Below are 16,930 nucleotides of genomic sequence, written 5' to 3' on the forward strand. Positions count from 1 at the left end.
AAGGTGCCAGAAAGGGTAGGTGAAGTCATATGGCAAAAGTCCGTGTGTCCACCCTGGCCAAAGAGTTCGGCATGACCTCCAAGGAACTGATGGGTCATCTCGCCGAAATGAAGATTCCCGCTAAGTCCGCTTCCTCCACCTTGGAGGACGCCTATGTCGCCATGGTCCGCAAGCAGCTCGCCTCGGTGATCGAGGCCCGCGCTCAGGAAGTCGAGGCCGCCAAGCAGGCCGAGGAGCAGGCAGCTGCCGCCGAGGAGGCAGCACGTGCTGCCGAGGCAGAGCGCGAGCGCATCGCCGCCGAGAAGGCGCGCGAGGAGGAGCGCCGGCAGTTCGCCGCCGCCCAGGCTGCCGAGGAGGCCGCCCGCGCCGAGGCCGAGGCCAAGAAGAAGGCCGAGCAGGAGCGCCTTGCCCGCGAGAAGGAGGAGGCTGCCCGCGAGGCCCAGCGCCGCGCCGTTCCCGCTTCCGACTCCGGTTCGCGTTTCCGTTCGCTGCTTGACCAGATTGCCGCACAGGAGACCGTGCTCAAGGAGAAGAAGGACGCCGAGCAGAAGGCCAAGGCCGAGCGCGCTGCCGAGCGCGGCAACCGTCGTGGCGGCAACAACGACCGTCGCGGTGGCCGTCGTAACGATCGCAACGCCTCCGACAACAACTCCGAGCGCAACGCCTCCGAGAGCCGTCCCCACAGCCATCGCACCAATGCCAGCAACAACGTCGCTGCCGGTATGGACTTCCCCAACCCCGACAAGCAGGGCAAGGGCAAGAAGCGCAAGGGCGGTCACAACAACGAAGAGGACCACTACAGCCGCATGGCGCGCGAGGCCGAGGAGTACAGCCGCGAGAAGGTGCTCGAGGAGGCTCGTGCCGCCGTCGAGGAGGCCTCTCGCGAGTCCACCGGTCGCCGCAAAAAGCGCAAGGAGAAGCGCGAGCGCGAAGCTGCCAAGGCTCAGGAGGAGCGCAAGATAGAGGAGGCGCTGGCCCAGGGCGTGAACCCCGAGGAGCTCGATGCCATCAAGGTCTCCCAGGGCGTTACGGTCCAGGAGCTCGCCGAGGCGCTCGACGTTCCGGCCAACGATATCATCAAGCGCCTGTTCCTGCTGGGCACGCCGCTCACCATGACGCAGTCCATGTCCGACGACCTCGTCGAGCTCGTTGCCGACGACCTGGGTCGTCAGATCAAGATCATCACCCCCGAGGAGGAGAACACCTTCTCGTTCTACGACGATCCCGCCGACCTTAAGCCGCGCGCACCGGTCGTCACCGTCATGGGCCACGTCGACCACGGTAAGACGTCGCTGCTCGACGCCATCCGTCACACCGGCGTCGCTGCCGGCGAGGCGGGCGGCATTACCCAGGCCATCGGCGCTTCGCAGGTCATGATCAACGACCGCAAGATCACCTTCATCGATACCCCTGGCCACGCCACCTTTACGGCCATGCGTGCCCGTGGTGCCAAGGTGACCGACATCGTCATTCTGATCGTGGCCGCCGACGACGGCGTCATGCCCCAGACCATCGAGTCGATCAATCACGCCAAGGCCGCCGGCGTACCCATCGTCGTCGCCGTCAACAAGATCGATAAGCCGGGTGCCAACCCCGACCGCGTGCGCCAGGAGCTCACCGAGTACGGCATCATCCCCGAGGAGTGGGGCGGACAGAACATGTTCGTCAACATCTCGGCCAAGCAGAAGATCGGTATCGACGACCTGCTCGAGACCGTGCTGCTCCAGGCCGACGTGCTCGAGCTCAAGGCCAACCCCGACACTTTTGCCTCCGGTAACGTCCTCGAGGCTAAGCTCGACAAGGGCCGCGGTTCGGTTGCCACGGTGCTCGTGACCCGCGGTACCCTGCACGTGGGCGATACGCTGGTCGCCGGCCTTACCTACGGTCGCGTCCGCGCCATGCTCGATCCCAAGGGCAACGCCGTCACCGAGGCCGGTCCTTCCGACGCCGTCGAGATCCTGGGCCTGCAGTCCGTGCCCAACGCCGGCGACGAGTTCCGCGTTTTCGAGGACGAGCGCGAGGCCCGCGCCCTGGCCGATGAGCGTTCACTCAAGGCCCGTATCGAGGAGCAGAGCCGCGTCAAGCACGTCACGCTCGAGAACCTCTTCGAGACCATTGCCGACGCCGAGGTCAAGGAGCTCAACCTGATCATCAAGGCCGACGTCCAGGGTTCCATCGAGGCCCTTCAGGACTCGCTCGACAAGATGGATCAGTCCGAGGTTCGCATCAACACGATCCACTCCGCCGTTGGTGCCATCAACGAGACCGACGTCGTCCTGGCCGACGCCTCCAACGCCATCATCATCGGCTTTGGTGTCCGCCCCGACGGTAAGGCGCGTTCCGCCGCCGAGCGCGAGGGCGTCGAGATCCGTTGCTACGACGTCATCTACAAGTGCCTCGAGGAGCTCGACGCTGCCCGTATCGGCATGCTCAAGCCCACCGAGGTCGAGGTCTCCACGGGTACCGCGACCGTCCTGGACACCTTCAAGGTGCCTAAAGTCGGTATCGCCGCCGGTGTCCGCGTCGAAGAGGGCGAGATCGCCGCGACCGATTCCGTGCGTCTGGTGCGCGACGGCATCGTGGTCTTCAACGGCAAGATCGCCTCGATGCGTCACTACAAGGACGAGGCCAAGAGCCTCAAGAGCGGTTCCGAGGGCGGCATTGGCCTGGAGAACTTCCAGGACATCAAGCCCGGCGACCAGATCGAGGGTTACCGTATCGACCAGGTTGCCCGTACCGAGTAGGGGGTAGCGCTATGAAGCAAACGCAGGCAACCCGCCGTCTGGGCGAGCAGCTTCGCGAGAAGCTCGGTTATATCCTGCTCTTTGAGGTTTCCGATCCGCGTCTCGACCTGGTTACTTTGACCGCGGTCGAGGTCGCGGTGGACCGTTCGTTCGCGCGTGTGTTCGTGTCGTGCGATGCGAGCCGCTACGACGAGGTCATGGAGGCGCTCGCAAGCGCTAAGGGCCGTATTCGGAGCCTGTTGGCTCGCTCGCTCGATTGGCGTGTTACGCCCGAGCTCGATTTTCGCATCGATCGCTCGACCGATGAGGCCGAGCGCATCACGCGTGCGCTGGAAAACGTTCCCGCCACGCTTGCGATCGAAAAGGACGAGGACGGCTATCCGATAGCGGATGCCGCCCAGGAGGCAGCTTTAGATGACTAATTCCGCCGACCTCGCCTCGTGCGAGTCTGCAGATATTCAGCGACGCATCCTTGAGCTCATCGAGGGTGCGTCCTCCATTGCGATTTCGGGACACACTTCTCCCGATGGCGACGCCCTGGGCTCCGTGTTGGGTCTGGGCCTCTCGCTTATGAAGTTTTTCCCTAACAAGGACATTGCCCTGCTGCTGGCAGACGATGACCCGGTTCCGCGCATCTACCGCTTTATGGAAGGCTCCGATCGCCTGGTACCGGCATCTGTGTATACCGGCAATCCGGACCTGTTCATATCGGTGGACGTACCGGTCGTCGAGCGTCTCAATAATTCCGCCGAGGTGCTTCGTCGCTCCAAGCATGTGGTGTGCTTCGATCACCATCCGGCGCGCGAGGAGTTTGCCGAGCTCAGCCTGAGGTGCGTCGAAGCTGCAGCCTGCGCCATGATCATCGACCGCTTCTTGGACAATTGCGGCATTGTCGCACGTGATGGCGTTGCGACCTGCCTGCTGTGTGGCTTGGTTACCGATACCGGCCGTTTTCAGTACCAAAACGCCGATGCCGCCGCGTTCCATGCAGCCTCGCGTCTGGTTGCCCACGGTGCCGATCCGGCGCGTGTGGCACTCGAGGTCTACCAGAGCATGCGCGTTGAGTTTTTGCACCTCAAGTCCATCGTTATGGGCCGCATCAAGACGGTGGCCCACGGGCGCGTCGCGTATAGTTACGCGTACCAGAGTGACCTTGAGGCTTGCGGTGTCACCTCGGATGAGTGCGACGGCCTGGTCGATGTGGTTCGCTCGGTGATGGGCGTCGAAGTCTGCCTGTTCCTGAAGGGCATTGAGGGCGATACCAAGGTGCGCGGCAACCTGCGCTCCAAGGGCGACCTCAACGTGTCCGAGATCGCTGCTGCCTTTGGCGGAGGCGGACATCCCGCTGCCGCCGGTTTCTCCAACAACGGAACGATTCTCGAGACGCTCACCGTGGCACTTCCCATGCTGGCCGAACTGGTAGGGGAGGATCCCGCTTCGGTGACCGTCGAGCTTTAACTTTTTGGATGGTACATGGCTCGTCGTACGCCTTCTCAACTGAATATGCTGCTCGCCGTCGATAAGCCGGTGGGCTGCACGTCCCACGATGTGGTCTCGCAATGTCGGCGCGCCCTCCATGAGCGTCGCGTCGGCCATGCCGGCACGCTCGACCCCATGGCATCGGGTGTCATGGTGGTGGGCGTGGGTCAGGCCACCCGTCTGCTGGGTATGCTCACACTCGATACCAAAAGCTACGTCGCCGACATTTCGTTTGGCGCCGAGACCAATACCGATGATGCGGAGGGCGAGGCCGTCCGCACCGTGGCTGTTGCCAACGAGCTCCGCGATCCTGCCTATGCCCGTGAGCGCTTGGCCGCCATGCTGGGTCCGCAGATGCAGGTGCCGCCGGCGTTTTCGGCCATCTCGGTCAATGGCGTTCGCGCCTACAAGTCTGCTCGCGAGGGCAATGCGGTGGACCTACCTCCGCGCCCCGTCGAGGTCTATGCCGCCGACCTGATCGCCGTGGGAGGCGAAGGTGATACGTGTGTGTGGACCGTGGCGTTCTCAGTGAGCAAGGGTACCTATATCCGTGCGCTCGCTCGCGACTTGGGCCGCGCCTGCGAGAGCGCCGCGCACATTTCCGCGCTGCGCCGCACGGCCTCCGGTGTTGTTTCCATTGGCGCTTGTCATGCGGTCGAGGAGCTTTCTCCCGATTCCGCGGCTGGCTTTGCCCTGGATCCCATTGCGGCCCTGGGCGCCACGCGTGTTGACTTGCCGGGCAATCTTGCCGACGACCTGCTCTGCGGCCGACGCATTCCCGTTGAGCGTGCGCTTGCGCGCTTCGATGTCTCGAAGGCGCCGTTTGCATTGGTGCTCGATGGGGGACTTAAGGCTCTCGCCCGCATCGAGGGTGGCCGCTTTGTCATGGAGCATGTCTTTCCGCAGGCCATCGGCGGTGTTCGATGATGTTGTCCGCTCACGAGCTCGCGCGTATTTTTTTCGCGGGCGAGTCGGACGAGGCTCGCATCGTCACTGCCGATGCGTTTGATAAGTGTGAGCACCTGGGTGCTGCCTCGATCGCCATTGGCGTGTTCGATGGCGTGCACCGTGGACACCAGGAGCTCATTGCGGCGCTTGTCCGTGACGCCCGTGCCCATGGCTGTAAGGCGGTCGTGGTTACCTTCGATCCCGACCCTGACGTCGTGGTGAGCCCTTCGCCCGCTCAAAAATTGATGACGACGGCCGACCGTCTGCATGCCCTGGCTCAAACCGGGGTCGATGCGGTGGTGGCCGTTCCCTTTACGCCTGAGGTTGCGGCGCTTGACCATGTTGATTTTCTCTCGCTGGTGTCGCGTCTGGTCGACATTCGATCGATTCGCGTTGGCAGCGACTTTAGGCTGGGTCGTGGCGGTGCTTCTGGTGTTGCCGAGATGCGCGCCTGGGGTGCCGAGCGCGGCGTTGACGTATACGGGCACGACTTGCTTTGCGAGGGCGGTGAGGCCATTTGCGCCACCCGCATTCGTCATGAGCTGGGACAGGGCCATGTGGAGCTTGCTGCTGAGTTACTCGGCCGCCCGTATATGGTGCGCGGCGGTGTTATTCGCGGCCGTCACGAGGGTTCTGGCATGGGCTTTCCCACGGCAAACCTACATGTTCCCGACGGCATTCAGGTGCCTGCCGATGGCGTGTATGAGGGCCTGGTGCTGGTCAACGACATCGTGTGGCCCGCTGCCGTTAACGTCGGACTGCCGCCGACGTATGCTGACGATGCGGCATCTGCGCATCTCGAGGCCAATTTAATTGGTTATACGGGCGACCTGTATGGCGCTTCCGTTTCGCTGGCGTTTACGCGCTGGCTGCGTCCGTCGCGCGTGTTCGATTCGCTGGATGAGTTGATCGCGACCGTCGAGGGTAATATCGAAGATATTCGTCACAACTTGGGCGAGCAGGGGGTGAGCGTCCGTGATTAGCGATGAGGAAAAAGACCAGGTCCGCGCTGCGTCCGACCTAGTTGCCATCGTGCAGGAAACGGTTGAGCTCAAGCCCCGCGGCCATGAGTTTTGGGGCTGCTGCCCCTTTCATGGCGAAAAGACGCCGTCCTTCCACATAATCCCTGCCACGCAGGTGTGGCATTGCTTTGGCTGCGGCGAAGGCGGCGATGTCTTCACCTATATCATGAAGCGCGAGAACCTGAGCTTTCCCGAGTCAATCCGATATTTGGCCGATCGCGCGGGTATTGAGCTGCATGACACCGGAGATCGCCGCGAGCGCGGTACCAAGCGTGCCCGCATCTACGATCTGTGCGCCGAGGCCGCCCAGTTCTACCACACCATGCTTATGCGCGGTAAGGACGGCCGTCCGCGCGAGTACTTTGCCAGCCGCGGCATGGGTGGCGACGTCTGCCGCCGCTACTGCCTGGGCTTTGCGCCTGGCCGCAACGCGCTGGTGTCGCACCTGTCCCAGGCGGGTTTTACCCCGCAGGAGATGATCGATGCCAACGTTGCCGTGAGCCGCGGGCGCGGGCAGCTTGCCGACCGCTTCTACGACCGCGTGATGTTCCCCATCTTTGACGAGCAGGGTCACAACATTGCCTTTGGTGGTCGCATCATGGGTGACGGCCAACCCAAGTACCTCAATACCGCCGAGACGAGCGTGTTTCATAAAAAGCGAAACCTCTACGGCTTTAATTGGGCCAAGGAGTTTATCGTCGCGCAGGATACCGCCATCGTGGTGGAGGGCTATACCGACTGCATCGCCTGTTGGGAGGCGGGGATTAAAAACGTTGTCGCCACGCTGGGCACCGCGCTCACGGAGCATCACGTCAAGACGCTCACCCGCTTTGCTAAGCGCATCGTGTATATGTTTGACGGCGATGCCGCCGGTCAAAAGGCCGCTCGCCGTGCGATTCAGTTTATCGAGCAGGATTCTATGGACCTGCGCTGCGTGGTGCTGCCCGACGGCAACGACCCCATGGAGTTCATCACGGCGCATGGTGGACAGGAGCTTCAGGCGCGCATCGACGCTGCCGAGCCGCTCATGGACTTTGTCTACCGTTCGCTGCAGGAGTCGAGTGACATCACCACGCCGGGCGGTCGTGCCAAGGCGCTGGAAGATGCGCTGACGCTTATCTATCCGCTGCGCGATAGCTATATGATCGACACATACTTTATCCAGATTGCCGATCTGCTGGGCTTGGATCTGGAGACGGTTCGCGCGAGTTCGGGTCGCGTGTTTCGCGATGTCGCCAAGCGCGAAGATGCGGAACGACGTCGTGAGCAGAACTATGAACGCCAGCGGGCGCAAGCCGAGCGCTCTGGTAGCGCGGGCGGTCGGACGTCTGGTTCGCAGGGGGCATCTCGCGGTGCTTGGGCATCGGGCGCGACGCCGCCGGTGTCCGCGCCGGTCGAGGAGGAGCCGTACGACCATGTCCCGCTCGATGCCTACGGCGCCGCGCCCGTGGAGCTCGTCGACGATCTGCCGCCGATCGATGTGCCTGATGATATGGGTGCTGTGCCTGTGACTGATGGTTCGGGCGCTCCGGCTGCGGCGGCGCCGATGGTTCTTACTGATCTTGAGCGCAAGTCCTTGGCAGGGGAGCGCGAGCTGTTGACGATGCTCACGAGCTACCCCGACCTGTTCCGCACGTATGCCGACCGCATCTGCTCTATCGAGTGGGTTGACCCACGTCACGAGTCCATCGCATGGGCCGTTCTGGCAACGCCGCCGGGAACCGATCCTGCAGCCTGCATGGATGCGGCGCGCTCGGTGTGTCCCGAGGCGGCAACGCTTGTGAGTGCCGGGCGCATCTCGGCGACGAGCAAGCATCCCACCGAGACGAACATCGTGTTTATGCTCGACACCCTCGAGCTCTACACCATCAAGCGCCGCATGCGTGCCGCACAGGCCAAGCTGCGCCAGGACCGTTCGCTCGATGATGAGGCCCGTCGCGCGCTGACCGTGCAGGCCGCGCAGGATTCGCAGCGTCAACGCGAGCTGCAAAAGTCTATCGGCGGCGTGGCGGACCCGTTCCGTTTGATCGGTCTGGAGGCCGCGGGCACCGAACAGGCCTAGATGTTGTGGTCAAGCAGCGTATTCTCGCCTATATCCAGTCCTCTTTTTGGGTATAGATGTCAATGTGTGTGCTAAAGTATTGAGTCCTGTGGACTATGAAGGGAGAATCTGTGCCAAAAAAGACTGAGAGCACGGGTACTGGGCTGGAATCCTACGTTGCAAAGCTCATGGGCAACGGCTCAAACAGGACTTCGGTAACCGAGGACGAGATTCAGGTCGCCCTGAAGGATATCGATGTTTCTGACGAGCAGCTCACCGCGGTGTATTCCGCGCTGCGCAACAGCGGCATCCAGATTATCTCCGCGAGCGGTAACGACGACGCCCCCATGGACGTCGACGATGACGATAACGATACCGATACCGACGATTTCGATGACGACGACGAGCACGATTCCGGCTCGCTCGACGATCACGAGCTCAAGATGGCCCGTCAGGCCGACGCCGAGATGGGTTCTTCCAAGAGCAAGAAGAAGCGCACCGTGCGCACGTCCCGTTCACGCTCCCGCGTGCGTGGCATCGATGCCTCCACGGTGATGCTGACCGGCGATCCGGTTCGTATGTACCTCAAAGAGATCGGCAAGGTCGACCTGCTGACCGCCTCCGAAGAGGTCGATCTGGCCATGAAGATCGAGGCCGGTCTTGAGGCCACCGAGAAACTCGAGGCCGCCGATGCCGGTGAGCTCGAGCTCACGCGTGCCGAGATGCGTCGTCTTACGCGCATTGAGAACGTGGGCCTCGAAGCCAAGCAGGCACTCATCAGCGCAAACCTGCGTCTGGTTGTCTCCATCGCCAAGCGCTATGTCGGTCGCGGCATGCTGTTTCTTGACCTGATCCAGGAGGGCAACCTCGGTCTGATTCGCGCCGTCGAGAAGTTCGACTACCAGAAGGGCTTCAAGTTCTCCACGTACGCCACGTGGTGGATCCGTCAGGCTATTACGCGCGCTATCGCCGACCAGGCCCGTACCATCCGTATTCCCGTGCACATGGTCGAGACCATCAACAAGCTCGTCCGTGTGCAGCGACAGCTCCTTCAGGACCTGGGCCGCGACCCGACCCCCGAGGAGATCGGTGCCGAGATGGACATGAGCGCCGACCGCGTCCGCGAGATCCAGAAGATCTCGCAGGAGCCCGTGTCGCTTGAGACCCCCATCGGCGAGGAAGAGGATTCCCAGCTGGGCGACTTCATCGAGGACTCCCAGGCAATCGTTCCGCCCGATGCCGCCAGCTTCTCCATGCTACAGGAGCAGCTCACCCAGGTGCTCGACTCGCTTGCCGATCGTGAGCGCAAGGTTATCGAGCTGCGCTTTGGCCTTGTCGACGGGCATCCCCGCACGCTCGAGGAGGTCGGTCGCGAGTTTGGTGTCACGCGCGAGCGTATCCGCCAGATCGAGTCCAAGACCTTGGCCAAGCTCCGCCATCCGAGCCGCTCTAGCAAGTTGAAGGACTACATCGAGTCTTAGGGGTTCCGCCGTTCTACCGAACGGCGGACCAGTCGACGCTGCGCGCCGCCCAGGGCGACAATTTGTCATTCAAAAGGCAAGGCATGACCAGAAGGTCTATGCCTTGCCTTTTTCATGCCAACTTGTTCGCCCTGGACGTCGCTCGCTGTCCGTCCTCTACCTGCGGCATCTCCATTGCTTGGCAGTTGGGTGGCAGTTGGGGACGTCCCCAATGACTGGGCCAATGACTGGGCCGGAAAAATTCTTAAAAAAGTTCTTGCCCTTCGCCCAATCGTCCGTATAATAAACTTCGTTGCTTGAGAGCACGCACCTATTCCTCGGTAGCTCAATGGTAGAGCACGCGGCTGTTAACCGCGCTGTTGTAGGTTCGAGTCCTACCCGGGGAGCCAGAATTTCTCAGCCCATTTCATAGGGCTTTTAAATTCCTCGGTAGCTCAATGGTAGAGCACGCGGCTGTTAACCGCGCTGTTGTAGGTTCGAGTCCTACCCGGGGAGCCAGGTTTTAAAACCCGTCGCTTATGCGGCGGGTTTTTTCATGCCGCGATCGCCTGTGGCGAACGTTACCGTATCAACATTTCGTGTCGAGGATGTAATCGTGAACCCCGCCGCCTTAACATGGCGCGGTCGTTGTAAAATGGTGGAATGATTGCTCCCACGACATGGTGCCGCGAGCACCAGAAAAGGAGATTCTTGTGTCTGAGACCATTAACGGCAGCCTGAGCGTCTCGAACGACGTTATTGCCGATATTGCCGGTTATGCCGCGATGACGTGCTACGGCGTCGTCGGTATGGCCGAACAGCTCCAGGGCGCCGAGAGCGTGCGCCTGCTTGCCGGCCAGCGCCTCCGCAAGGGCGTGCTTGTTTCCGCCGACGAGAACGGCCTCACGGTCGACCTTCACGTCGTGCTCGAGAACGGCGTCAACATGAAGTCCGTCTGCCACAATCTTTCGAGCTCCGTCGCCTTCACCCTGCAGGAGATCGCCCAGATCGATCCCGCCAGCCTTAAGATCGGCATTCACATCGACGCGCTCAAGAGCCGTCTGAACTAGCATCCTAATACGGAGATTTCACTACTCATGATTGCAAAGACCATTCGCACCTGTTTTCCGATCGCTGCGGCTGCCGTTTCCGAAAAGGCCGAGGAGATCAACAAGCTCAACGTCTTCCCCGTACCCGACGGCGACACCGGCACCAACATGTCGCTCACGCTCGCTTCGGTGACTAAGGAGCTTTCCGCCCTTCCCGCCGACGCCGACATGGAGGCCATTGCCGGCGCCATCACCCACGGCTCCCTGATGGGCGCCCGCGGCAACTCCGGCGTCATCACCTCGCAGATTCTGCGTGGTGTGGCCGAGGGCCTCGTCTCTGCCGATGAGCCCATTACGTCCGCCAATATCGCCTTCGCCTTCCGTCGTGCCGTCAAGGTCGCCTTCCAGGCCGTTCGTAAGCCCATCGAGGGCACGATCCTTACGGTGCTGCGTGACGTCTCGACCAAGGCAGACGAATGCGAGAAGAAGAAGTTCTCGGCCGAGGATGCGCTCGACGCCATCGTCGTCGAGGCCTACCAGTCCGTCGCCCGCACGCCCGACCTGCTGCCCGTTCTGAAGGAGAACGGCGTGGTCGACTCTGGTGCCTTTGGCTTTGCCATCTTCCTGGAGAACTTTGTTGCCGCCGCGCTTGGCCGCAGCACCGTGGTCGTGGATTTCTCCGCCACGTTCGATTCCGCTGGCTCTGCCCGCGACGCGGCCCTCGATCGCGTCGAGATCGAGGCCAACGACGATTGGGAGGGTTCGGAGTTCCGCTACTGCAACGAGTTCCTCTTTAAGGCCGACGCCCCGTTTGACGAGGACGAGTGCCTTAAGTTCCTGGGCTCCATGGGTGACTGCGAGCTGCTCGTGGGTGCCTACCCCGACTACAAGATCCACGTGCACTCCAACACCCCGAACTTGGTGCTTGAACACATGCTGCAGCTTGGTCAGATCTACGAGGTCTTTATCCACAACATGGAGATGGAGGCCCACGACCGTACCGCTAAGATCCACGAGGACCAGGAGAAGGCCGCCGAGCCTGCGAAGGCCCTGGGCTTTGTTGCCGTTGCTGCCGGTTCCGGCGAGGCCGACATCCTCAAGTCCCTCGGCGTCGATGTGATCGTGTCGGGCGGTCAAACCATGAATCCCTCGACCGCCGACCTGCTGGGCGCCGTCGACCAGGTCAACGCGACCTCGGTCATCATCCTGCCCAACAACGGCAACATCCGCATGGCTGCCGAGGCCGCTGCTTCCGCCTGCACCGACAAGAAGGTCGCCGTCGTTCCCACCAAGACCGTTCCGCAGGCCTTCTCCGCGCTGTTCGCGGTCCTGCCCGATTCTGAGCTCGAGGACGCCGTTGCCGCCATGGTCGACGCTATCAGCGAGGTCCGCGATGGCGAGGTCACCCGCGCCGTGCGCGACTCCAGCGCCTCCGACGGCTCGCCGATTCACTCCGGTGACGTCATGGGTATCATTGCCGGTTCCATCGACGTGGTCGGCTCCGATGTGAAGCAGGTCACGCTCGACTGCATCAACCGCATGCAGGAGGAAGAGGAGGGCGACGCGCTGACGATTTTGGCCGGCGAGGAGCTGTCCGATGAGGCCTTCCAGGAGATCGTCGACGCCATCGAGGAGGCTCAGCCCGATCTGGAGATCGACGCCCATCGTGGCGAGCAGCCGCTCTATCCCGTGATCTTCTCGATCGAGTAGGCTCTGCCTATGTCCGAGCTGTGCTCCGTGCCGCGCGTCTCGGAGCGTTTTGCCCAGAGCAATGCGCTCGATGAGGATATCGCGCGACTCAAATATGTTTCGGGTAAACGTGAGGAGGCCCTTCGCCGTCTGGGAATTTGGACGGTGGGGGACCTCCTTCTCCATATTCCTCATCGCTACCTGGACTTCACTCGCTCGTGGTCCATCGAGATGGCGCCCATCGGTACCGTGTGTACCATCATCGCCACGGTCGATCGTATTGTCCAAAAGCGGCCCCGTCCGCGTATGCAGGTGACTGAGGTCTCGCTCGTGGACGAGACGGGCGTGCTGCAGGTTGCCTTTTTCCGTCAGCCTTGGATTGCCCAACAGCTTAAGCAGGGCGACCGCCTGGCCGTGATGGGCAAGGTCGAGTTTGCCTACGGTTTTAAGCAGATGGCCTCGCCCCACTTTGAAAAGCTCGAGGACGGGCGTGCCGCGGGTACCATTTTGCCGGTCCACTACGTGAGTGACGGCGTGAGTCAGGCATGGATGCGCCGTATCGTGAGCGGTGCGCTCGAAGTGGCTGCCAATCCGTTCGATCCCATTCCCGCGCCGCTGCGCGCAAAGCGGAAGCTCATGAGCAATGCCCGTGCGCTGCGCTCGATCCACTTTCCCTCGAGCATGGCCGAGCGCGACATCGCACGCCGGCGTCTTGCGTACGAGGAGTGTCTCTGCTTGCAGCTCGCACTGCGTCTGCGCAACGATGGCGGTATGGTCGACGTGGTGCCTTATGCGCATGCCGCGGGCGGGCACCTGGCGGCGCTCAAGGAGGCCCTGCCGTTTTCGCTGAGCGACGAGCAGGAGGCCGCGTTCCAAGACATCCTGCACGACATGTGCGATGGCGGTCGCGTGATGAACCGCCTACTGCTGGGCGACGTCGGTACCGGCAAGACGGCCGTCGCCGCTTGCGCGCTGGCCGTCGCGGCCGATTCGGGTACTCAGTCCTGCGTTATGGCGCCTACGGGCGTGCTGGCGCGCCAATATGCCGATAAGACCGGCCCTTTGCTCTCGCAGGCTGGCATGTCCTGGGCGCTCCTGACGGGTGCCACGCCGGTGGCCGAGCGCGAGCAGATCCATGCGCAGCTGGAATCGGGCGAGCTCGACGTGCTCTTTGGTACCCATGTGGTCCTTTCGGATGACGTGGCGTTTAAGCATCTGTCGCTTGTCGTCATCGACGAGCAGCACCGCTTTGGTGTGGGCCAGCGCAATGCCCTGCGTGCCAAGGGCCCGGGCGCCGACCTGCTCGTTATGACGGCCACGCCGATCCCGCGCACGTTGGCGCTCTCGGTCTATGGCGACCTGGATACGAGCATCATCCGCCATCGTCCCGTTCCGGGCGCCGGCGTGACGACGCGCGTCCTCACCGAGTCGAGTCGCGACCTGGCCTATGGCGCCATTCGCGAGGCGCACGAAAAGGGGCAGCAAGCCTACGTGATCTGTCCGCTCATGGAGCCGAGCGATTCGGCCGATGAGCTCGAAGACGTGCCCGGCATCGCTCGCGACGACGAAGGCCGCGTGTCCGTGCCTGTGCCGTTGCACGACACGGCGACCGAGCTCGATCGCCTTCGTCTGGCGTTACCGGGGCTTACCATCGAGCGTCTTCATGGCCGCATGCCGGCGGGGGAGAAGGACCGCGTGATCGATGCCTTTAAGCGCGGCGAGATCGATGTGCTCGTCTCGACCACGGTGGTCGAGGTGGGCGTCGACGTGCCCAACGCCACCGTTATGGTTATCGAGAACGGCGAGCGCTTTGGTTTGGCGGCCTTGCACCAGCTGCGCGGGCGCGTAGGCCGCGGCAGCGTGTCGGGTACGTGCCTGGTCATGACTCACTCCAAGGGCAACGGCGGCGCGTCGGCGGCACAGGAACGCCTCCAGTCGCTCGAGAAGACCTCGGACGGCTTTACGCTCGCCCAGATGGACTTGCGTCTGCGCCACGAGGGTGAAATCCTGGGTTACCGCCAGCATGGCGGCGTGACCTTGCGCTTCGTTGACCTCGATGCCGACGAGGAATTGATCGAGTGGGCCCATTTGGACGCGGTCGAGCTCTTGCGGTATGCTTGCAACCTTGACTCCGTGGCGACGCGCCCCTTGCGCGATGCGGTCGCCATGCGGTATCGACACATCTTTAAGGAGGTCAGCGGAGGATGAGAATCATCGGCGGCGAATGGCGCGGTCGTAAGATCGAGGAGCCCCGTGGTCGCGATGTCACCCGCCCCACGACCGATCGCGTGCGCGAGGCGTGCGCATCTATGGTCATGTCGGCATTCGACTTCGATCTGGACGAGGTCCGCGTGCTGGATGCCTTTGGCGGCTCCGGTGCCTTGGGCATTGAGATGCTCTCGCGTGGTGCCCGCTCGCTCACCACGTTCGAGATCGATCGCAACGCTGCTCGTCTGATTACCAAGAATATCGAGTCGCTGTGCCGCGACCGTGCGCGTTGGCGTGTGGTGGGCGGCGACGTGCTGGCAAGCGCTTCGCGCGGCCGCGTGCCGGGCGGTCCCTTTGACCTGGTCCTGCTCGACCCGCCCTATGCTTATGGCGCCGAGCCGGTCGAGGAGCTGCTGCAGAACTTGACCCAGCAGGACTTGCTGGCGCAGGGTGCCTATGCGCTGTTCGAGCACGCTGCCGCCGATGCGGGTGCGCATCCGGCAGGTTTTGAGACCGTGCGCGAGAAGCGCTACGGAATAACCTCGGTCGACCTGCTTCGTTGGGTTGGTAACGGCGAGGATGATGGCAACGATAGCGACGCACCCACGGAGGATGCCCATGAGTGACACCATTAACCGCGTAATCGTCCCGGGCACCTTCGATCCCATCACGTTTGGCCACATCGACGTGATTCGCCGCGCCCGCCGCATTTTTCCCAGCGTGATCGTGGCCGTTGCCGAGTCGCAGGGAAAAAACGGCGTGGGCACCACGTTTATGCTCGACGAGCGCGTGGCGCTGGCCCGTGAGGCGCTCGGTGATATTGACGGCGTTGAGGTGCTACCCTTCACCGGCCTCTTGGTCGATTTTGCCCGCGAACAGGGAGCAGGAGCCGTGGTCAAGGGTCTGCGTGCCATGACCGACTTTGAGTACGAGTTGCAGCAGGCCGACCTCAACTACCGCCTGGATAACGAGCTGGAGTCCATCTTTGTCATGAGCGCGCCGCAGTACGGCTATATCTCGAGCTCGGTGGTTCGCCAGATTGCCTCGCTCGGTAGCGACGTCTCTAATTTTGTTCCGCCCAATGTGGTCAAGGCGCTCAAACATCGCTTTTCGTGACGTTTTTTAATGCCTGGTGGCATGTGGTAAACTAACTCGATGATATGTTACCTATGAAAGGAGACCGGATGCCGGGCGAGAATTTTCCTGGCGACAGGATCGTGAGTCTTGTCGACGAGCTCGAGGGGCTCATCGAAGAGGCTAAGACGCCGTTCGGCAAGAACGCCCAGATGAAGGTTATCGACGCCGACGTCTTCTTTAACATCCTCGACGAGATCCGCATGAGCTATCCCGAGGAATGGCAGAAGTCCCGCCGTATCCTCAAGGAGCGCGAGGAGCTTATGGCTTCCGCTGCCGCTCAGGCTGATTCCATCATCGCCGATGCTCAGCAGCAGGCCCTCACCATTGCCGGTGAGCAGGAGATTGTCCGCTTAGCTCAGCAGCAGGCCGACGACATTCGCGATCGTGCCCAGCAGTATGAGCGCGAGACGCGCTATGCCGCCGAGGATTACGCCGAGCAGGTCTTTACGCACCTCGAGGAGAACCTCAAGAGCCTGACCGGCACGGTGACCCGTTGCCGTCAGCAGCTCAACGAGGGTGCCGCCCAGCAGAATGGTCAGTGGTAATGGCTGAGTTCCCGAGCGTTACCGTCGATCTTTCCGAGCAGCTCGAGTTTCCCGGAGACTCGTACCCGCTGACCGGTAAGGTCGATGTTGCCACCTATACGGTGGGCGAGAAGGAGTACCAGCTGCAGAACGGCATTGACTACGATGTGGTCTTTACCAATGCCGGCACCGGTGTTCTGCTTACGGGCATGGTCCGCGCGCATGCAACCGGTGAGTGCGACCGTTGCCTGGAGCCCGCTTCGTTTGATATTGCCGGTGAGATCGAGGAATTCTATCTCTTTAACGAGCCCGAGGACCCCGAGGCCTACGAAGATGGCTACGAGCTGCTGGGCGAGGATCGCATCGTCGATCTGGGTGAGCCCATCAACGACGCGGTCGTCATGGATACGCCGTTCGTTGTCCTGTGCAAGCCAGATTGTCGCGGCCTATGCCCCACTTGCGGCATCAATCTCAACGTCGAGCAATGCGATTGCGCCGCTCAGGCAGAGGCCGAATGGGCCGCTGCCACGGAAAATCCATTTGCAGCATTGAAGAATCTCAAGCTTGACGAGTAAAACTGTGGTAGTATCGCTACTTGCGCGTAATCGCCACACTGGATAGTTCATAAG

Annotated in this window: 14 protein-coding genes and 2 tRNA genes; all 16 read left to right on the plus strand. The window is 62.1% G+C overall.

Features of this window, described 5'->3' with window-relative positions:
- The first annotated feature begins 29 nt into the window (after positions 1-29).
- The 16 genes from infB (at position 30) to DXD56_RS00445 (ending at position 16,876) form a co-directional block, all read left to right on the plus strand.
- Entirely contained in the window at positions 30-2,744 is a 2,715-nt protein-coding gene (infB, locus tag DXD56_RS00370; protein WP_117639298.1) for a translation initiation factor IF-2, read from the plus strand.
- An 11-nt stretch (positions 2,745-2,755) separates the two neighbouring features.
- Positions 2,756-3,166, plus strand: a complete 411-nt coding sequence (gene rbfA / locus DXD56_RS00375; RefSeq protein ID WP_117629486.1) for a 30S ribosome-binding factor RbfA — start codon at positions 2,756-2,758, stop codon at positions 3,164-3,166.
- The gene (locus tag DXD56_RS00380) at positions 3,159-4,202 is read left to right on the plus strand and encodes a bifunctional oligoribonuclease/PAP phosphatase NrnA (RefSeq protein ID WP_117639300.1); all 1,044 of its coding nucleotides are present in this window, start codon (positions 3,159-3,161) and stop codon (positions 4,200-4,202) included. The genes rbfA and DXD56_RS00380 overlap by 8 nt, the downstream gene beginning before the upstream one ends.
- A gap of 15 nt (positions 4,203-4,217) precedes the next feature.
- Positions 4,218-5,150: a tRNA pseudouridine(55) synthase TruB gene (gene truB / locus DXD56_RS00385; RefSeq protein ID WP_117639302.1), complete on the plus strand. Its 933-nt coding sequence runs from the start codon at positions 4,218-4,220 to the stop codon at positions 5,148-5,150.
- Positions 5,147-6,154, plus strand: a complete 1,008-nt coding sequence (gene ribF, locus DXD56_RS00390; RefSeq protein WP_233524890.1) for a riboflavin biosynthesis protein RibF — start codon at positions 5,147-5,149, stop codon at positions 6,152-6,154. The genes truB and ribF overlap by 4 nt, the downstream gene beginning before the upstream one ends.
- Positions 6,147-8,255, plus strand: a complete 2,109-nt coding sequence (gene dnaG / locus DXD56_RS00395) for a DNA primase (protein ID WP_117639304.1) — start codon at positions 6,147-6,149, stop codon at positions 8,253-8,255. Before ribF ends, dnaG begins: the two co-directional genes overlap by 8 nt.
- Before the next feature lie 110 nt (positions 8,256-8,365).
- Positions 8,366-9,715, plus strand: a complete 1,350-nt coding sequence (rpoD, locus tag DXD56_RS00400; protein ID WP_055286388.1) for an RNA polymerase sigma factor RpoD — start codon at positions 8,366-8,368, stop codon at positions 9,713-9,715.
- 314 nt (positions 9,716-10,029) lie between these two features.
- Positions 10,030-10,104, plus strand: a tRNA-Asn gene (locus tag DXD56_RS00405).
- A 34-nt stretch (positions 10,105-10,138) separates the two neighbouring features.
- Positions 10,139-10,213, plus strand: a tRNA-Asn gene (locus tag DXD56_RS00410).
- Between the two features lie 161 nt (positions 10,214-10,374).
- Complete coding sequence (locus DXD56_RS00415) at positions 10,375-10,764, plus strand: Asp23/Gls24 family envelope stress response protein (RefSeq protein WP_006234031.1); 390 nt, start codon at positions 10,375-10,377, stop codon at positions 10,762-10,764.
- Positions 10,765-10,791: 27 nt separating this feature from the next.
- A complete protein-coding gene (locus DXD56_RS00420) occupies positions 10,792-12,453 on the plus strand; it encodes a DAK2 domain-containing protein (protein WP_117639306.1) in 1,662 nt (553 codons plus the stop codon).
- A 9-nt stretch (positions 12,454-12,462) separates the two neighbouring features.
- Complete coding sequence (locus DXD56_RS00425) at positions 12,463-14,640, plus strand: ATP-dependent DNA helicase RecG (protein ID WP_117639308.1); 2,178 nt, start codon at positions 12,463-12,465, stop codon at positions 14,638-14,640.
- Complete coding sequence (gene rsmD, locus DXD56_RS00430) at positions 14,637-15,266, plus strand: 16S rRNA (guanine(966)-N(2))-methyltransferase RsmD (protein ID WP_117639310.1); 630 nt, start codon at positions 14,637-14,639, stop codon at positions 15,264-15,266. The genes DXD56_RS00425 and rsmD overlap by 4 nt, the downstream gene beginning before the upstream one ends.
- Positions 15,259-15,756 carry a pantetheine-phosphate adenylyltransferase gene (gene coaD, locus DXD56_RS00435; protein WP_099431641.1) on the plus strand — a complete coding sequence of 166 codons (498 nt, stop codon included), beginning with the start codon at positions 15,259-15,261 and terminating at the stop codon, positions 15,754-15,756. The genes rsmD and coaD overlap by 8 nt, the downstream gene beginning before the upstream one ends.
- Before the next feature lie 68 nt (positions 15,757-15,824).
- On the plus strand, positions 15,825-16,322 hold the full coding sequence (locus DXD56_RS00440) for a hypothetical protein (protein WP_022094019.1): 498 nt from the start codon (positions 15,825-15,827) through the stop codon (positions 16,320-16,322).
- Positions 16,322-16,876, plus strand: coding sequence for a DUF177 domain-containing protein (locus tag DXD56_RS00445; protein ID WP_117637762.1), 555 nt, complete (start codon positions 16,322-16,324; stop codon positions 16,874-16,876). The genes DXD56_RS00440 and DXD56_RS00445 overlap by 1 nt, the downstream gene beginning before the upstream one ends.
- Positions 16,877-16,930 lie beyond the last annotated feature (54 nt).

Source organism: Collinsella sp. TM06-3 (assembly GCF_003436395.1).
Classification (GTDB): Bacteria; Actinomycetota; Coriobacteriia; order Coriobacteriales; family Coriobacteriaceae; genus Collinsella.

Excerpts from the sequence above, each read along its gene's own strand:
- ribF (WP_233524890.1), top strand. The coding sequence starts at position 5,147 with ATGATGTTGTCCGCTCACGAGCTCGCGCGTATTTTTTTCGCGGGCGAG.
- DXD56_RS00440 (WP_022094019.1), top strand. The coding sequence starts at position 15,825 with ATGCCGGGCGAGAATTTTCCTGGCGACAGGATCGTGAGTCTTGTCGAC.
- coaD (WP_099431641.1), top strand. The coding sequence starts at position 15,259 with ATGAGTGACACCATTAACCGCGTAATCGTCCCGGGCACCTTCGATCCC.
- rbfA (WP_117629486.1), top strand. The coding sequence starts at position 2,756 with ATGAAGCAAACGCAGGCAACCCGCCGTCTGGGCGAGCAGCTTCGCGAG.
- DXD56_RS00380 (WP_117639300.1), top strand. The coding sequence starts at position 3,159 with ATGACTAATTCCGCCGACCTCGCCTCGTGCGAGTCTGCAGATATTCAG.
- rsmD (WP_117639310.1), top strand. The coding sequence starts at position 14,637 with ATGAGAATCATCGGCGGCGAATGGCGCGGTCGTAAGATCGAGGAGCCC.
- DXD56_RS00415 (WP_006234031.1), top strand. The coding sequence starts at position 10,375 with ATGGTGCCGCGAGCACCAGAAAAGGAGATTCTTGTGTCTGAGACCATT.
- DXD56_RS00420 (WP_117639306.1), top strand. The coding sequence starts at position 10,792 with ATGATTGCAAAGACCATTCGCACCTGTTTTCCGATCGCTGCGGCTGCC.
- infB (WP_117639298.1), top strand. The coding sequence starts at position 30 with ATGGCAAAAGTCCGTGTGTCCACCCTGGCCAAAGAGTTCGGCATGACC.
- DXD56_RS00445 (WP_117637762.1), top strand. The coding sequence starts at position 16,322 with ATGGCTGAGTTCCCGAGCGTTACCGTCGATCTTTCCGAGCAGCTCGAG.
- DXD56_RS00425 (WP_117639308.1), top strand. The coding sequence starts at position 12,463 with ATGTCCGAGCTGTGCTCCGTGCCGCGCGTCTCGGAGCGTTTTGCCCAG.
- truB (WP_117639302.1), top strand. The coding sequence starts at position 4,218 with ATGGCTCGTCGTACGCCTTCTCAACTGAATATGCTGCTCGCCGTCGAT.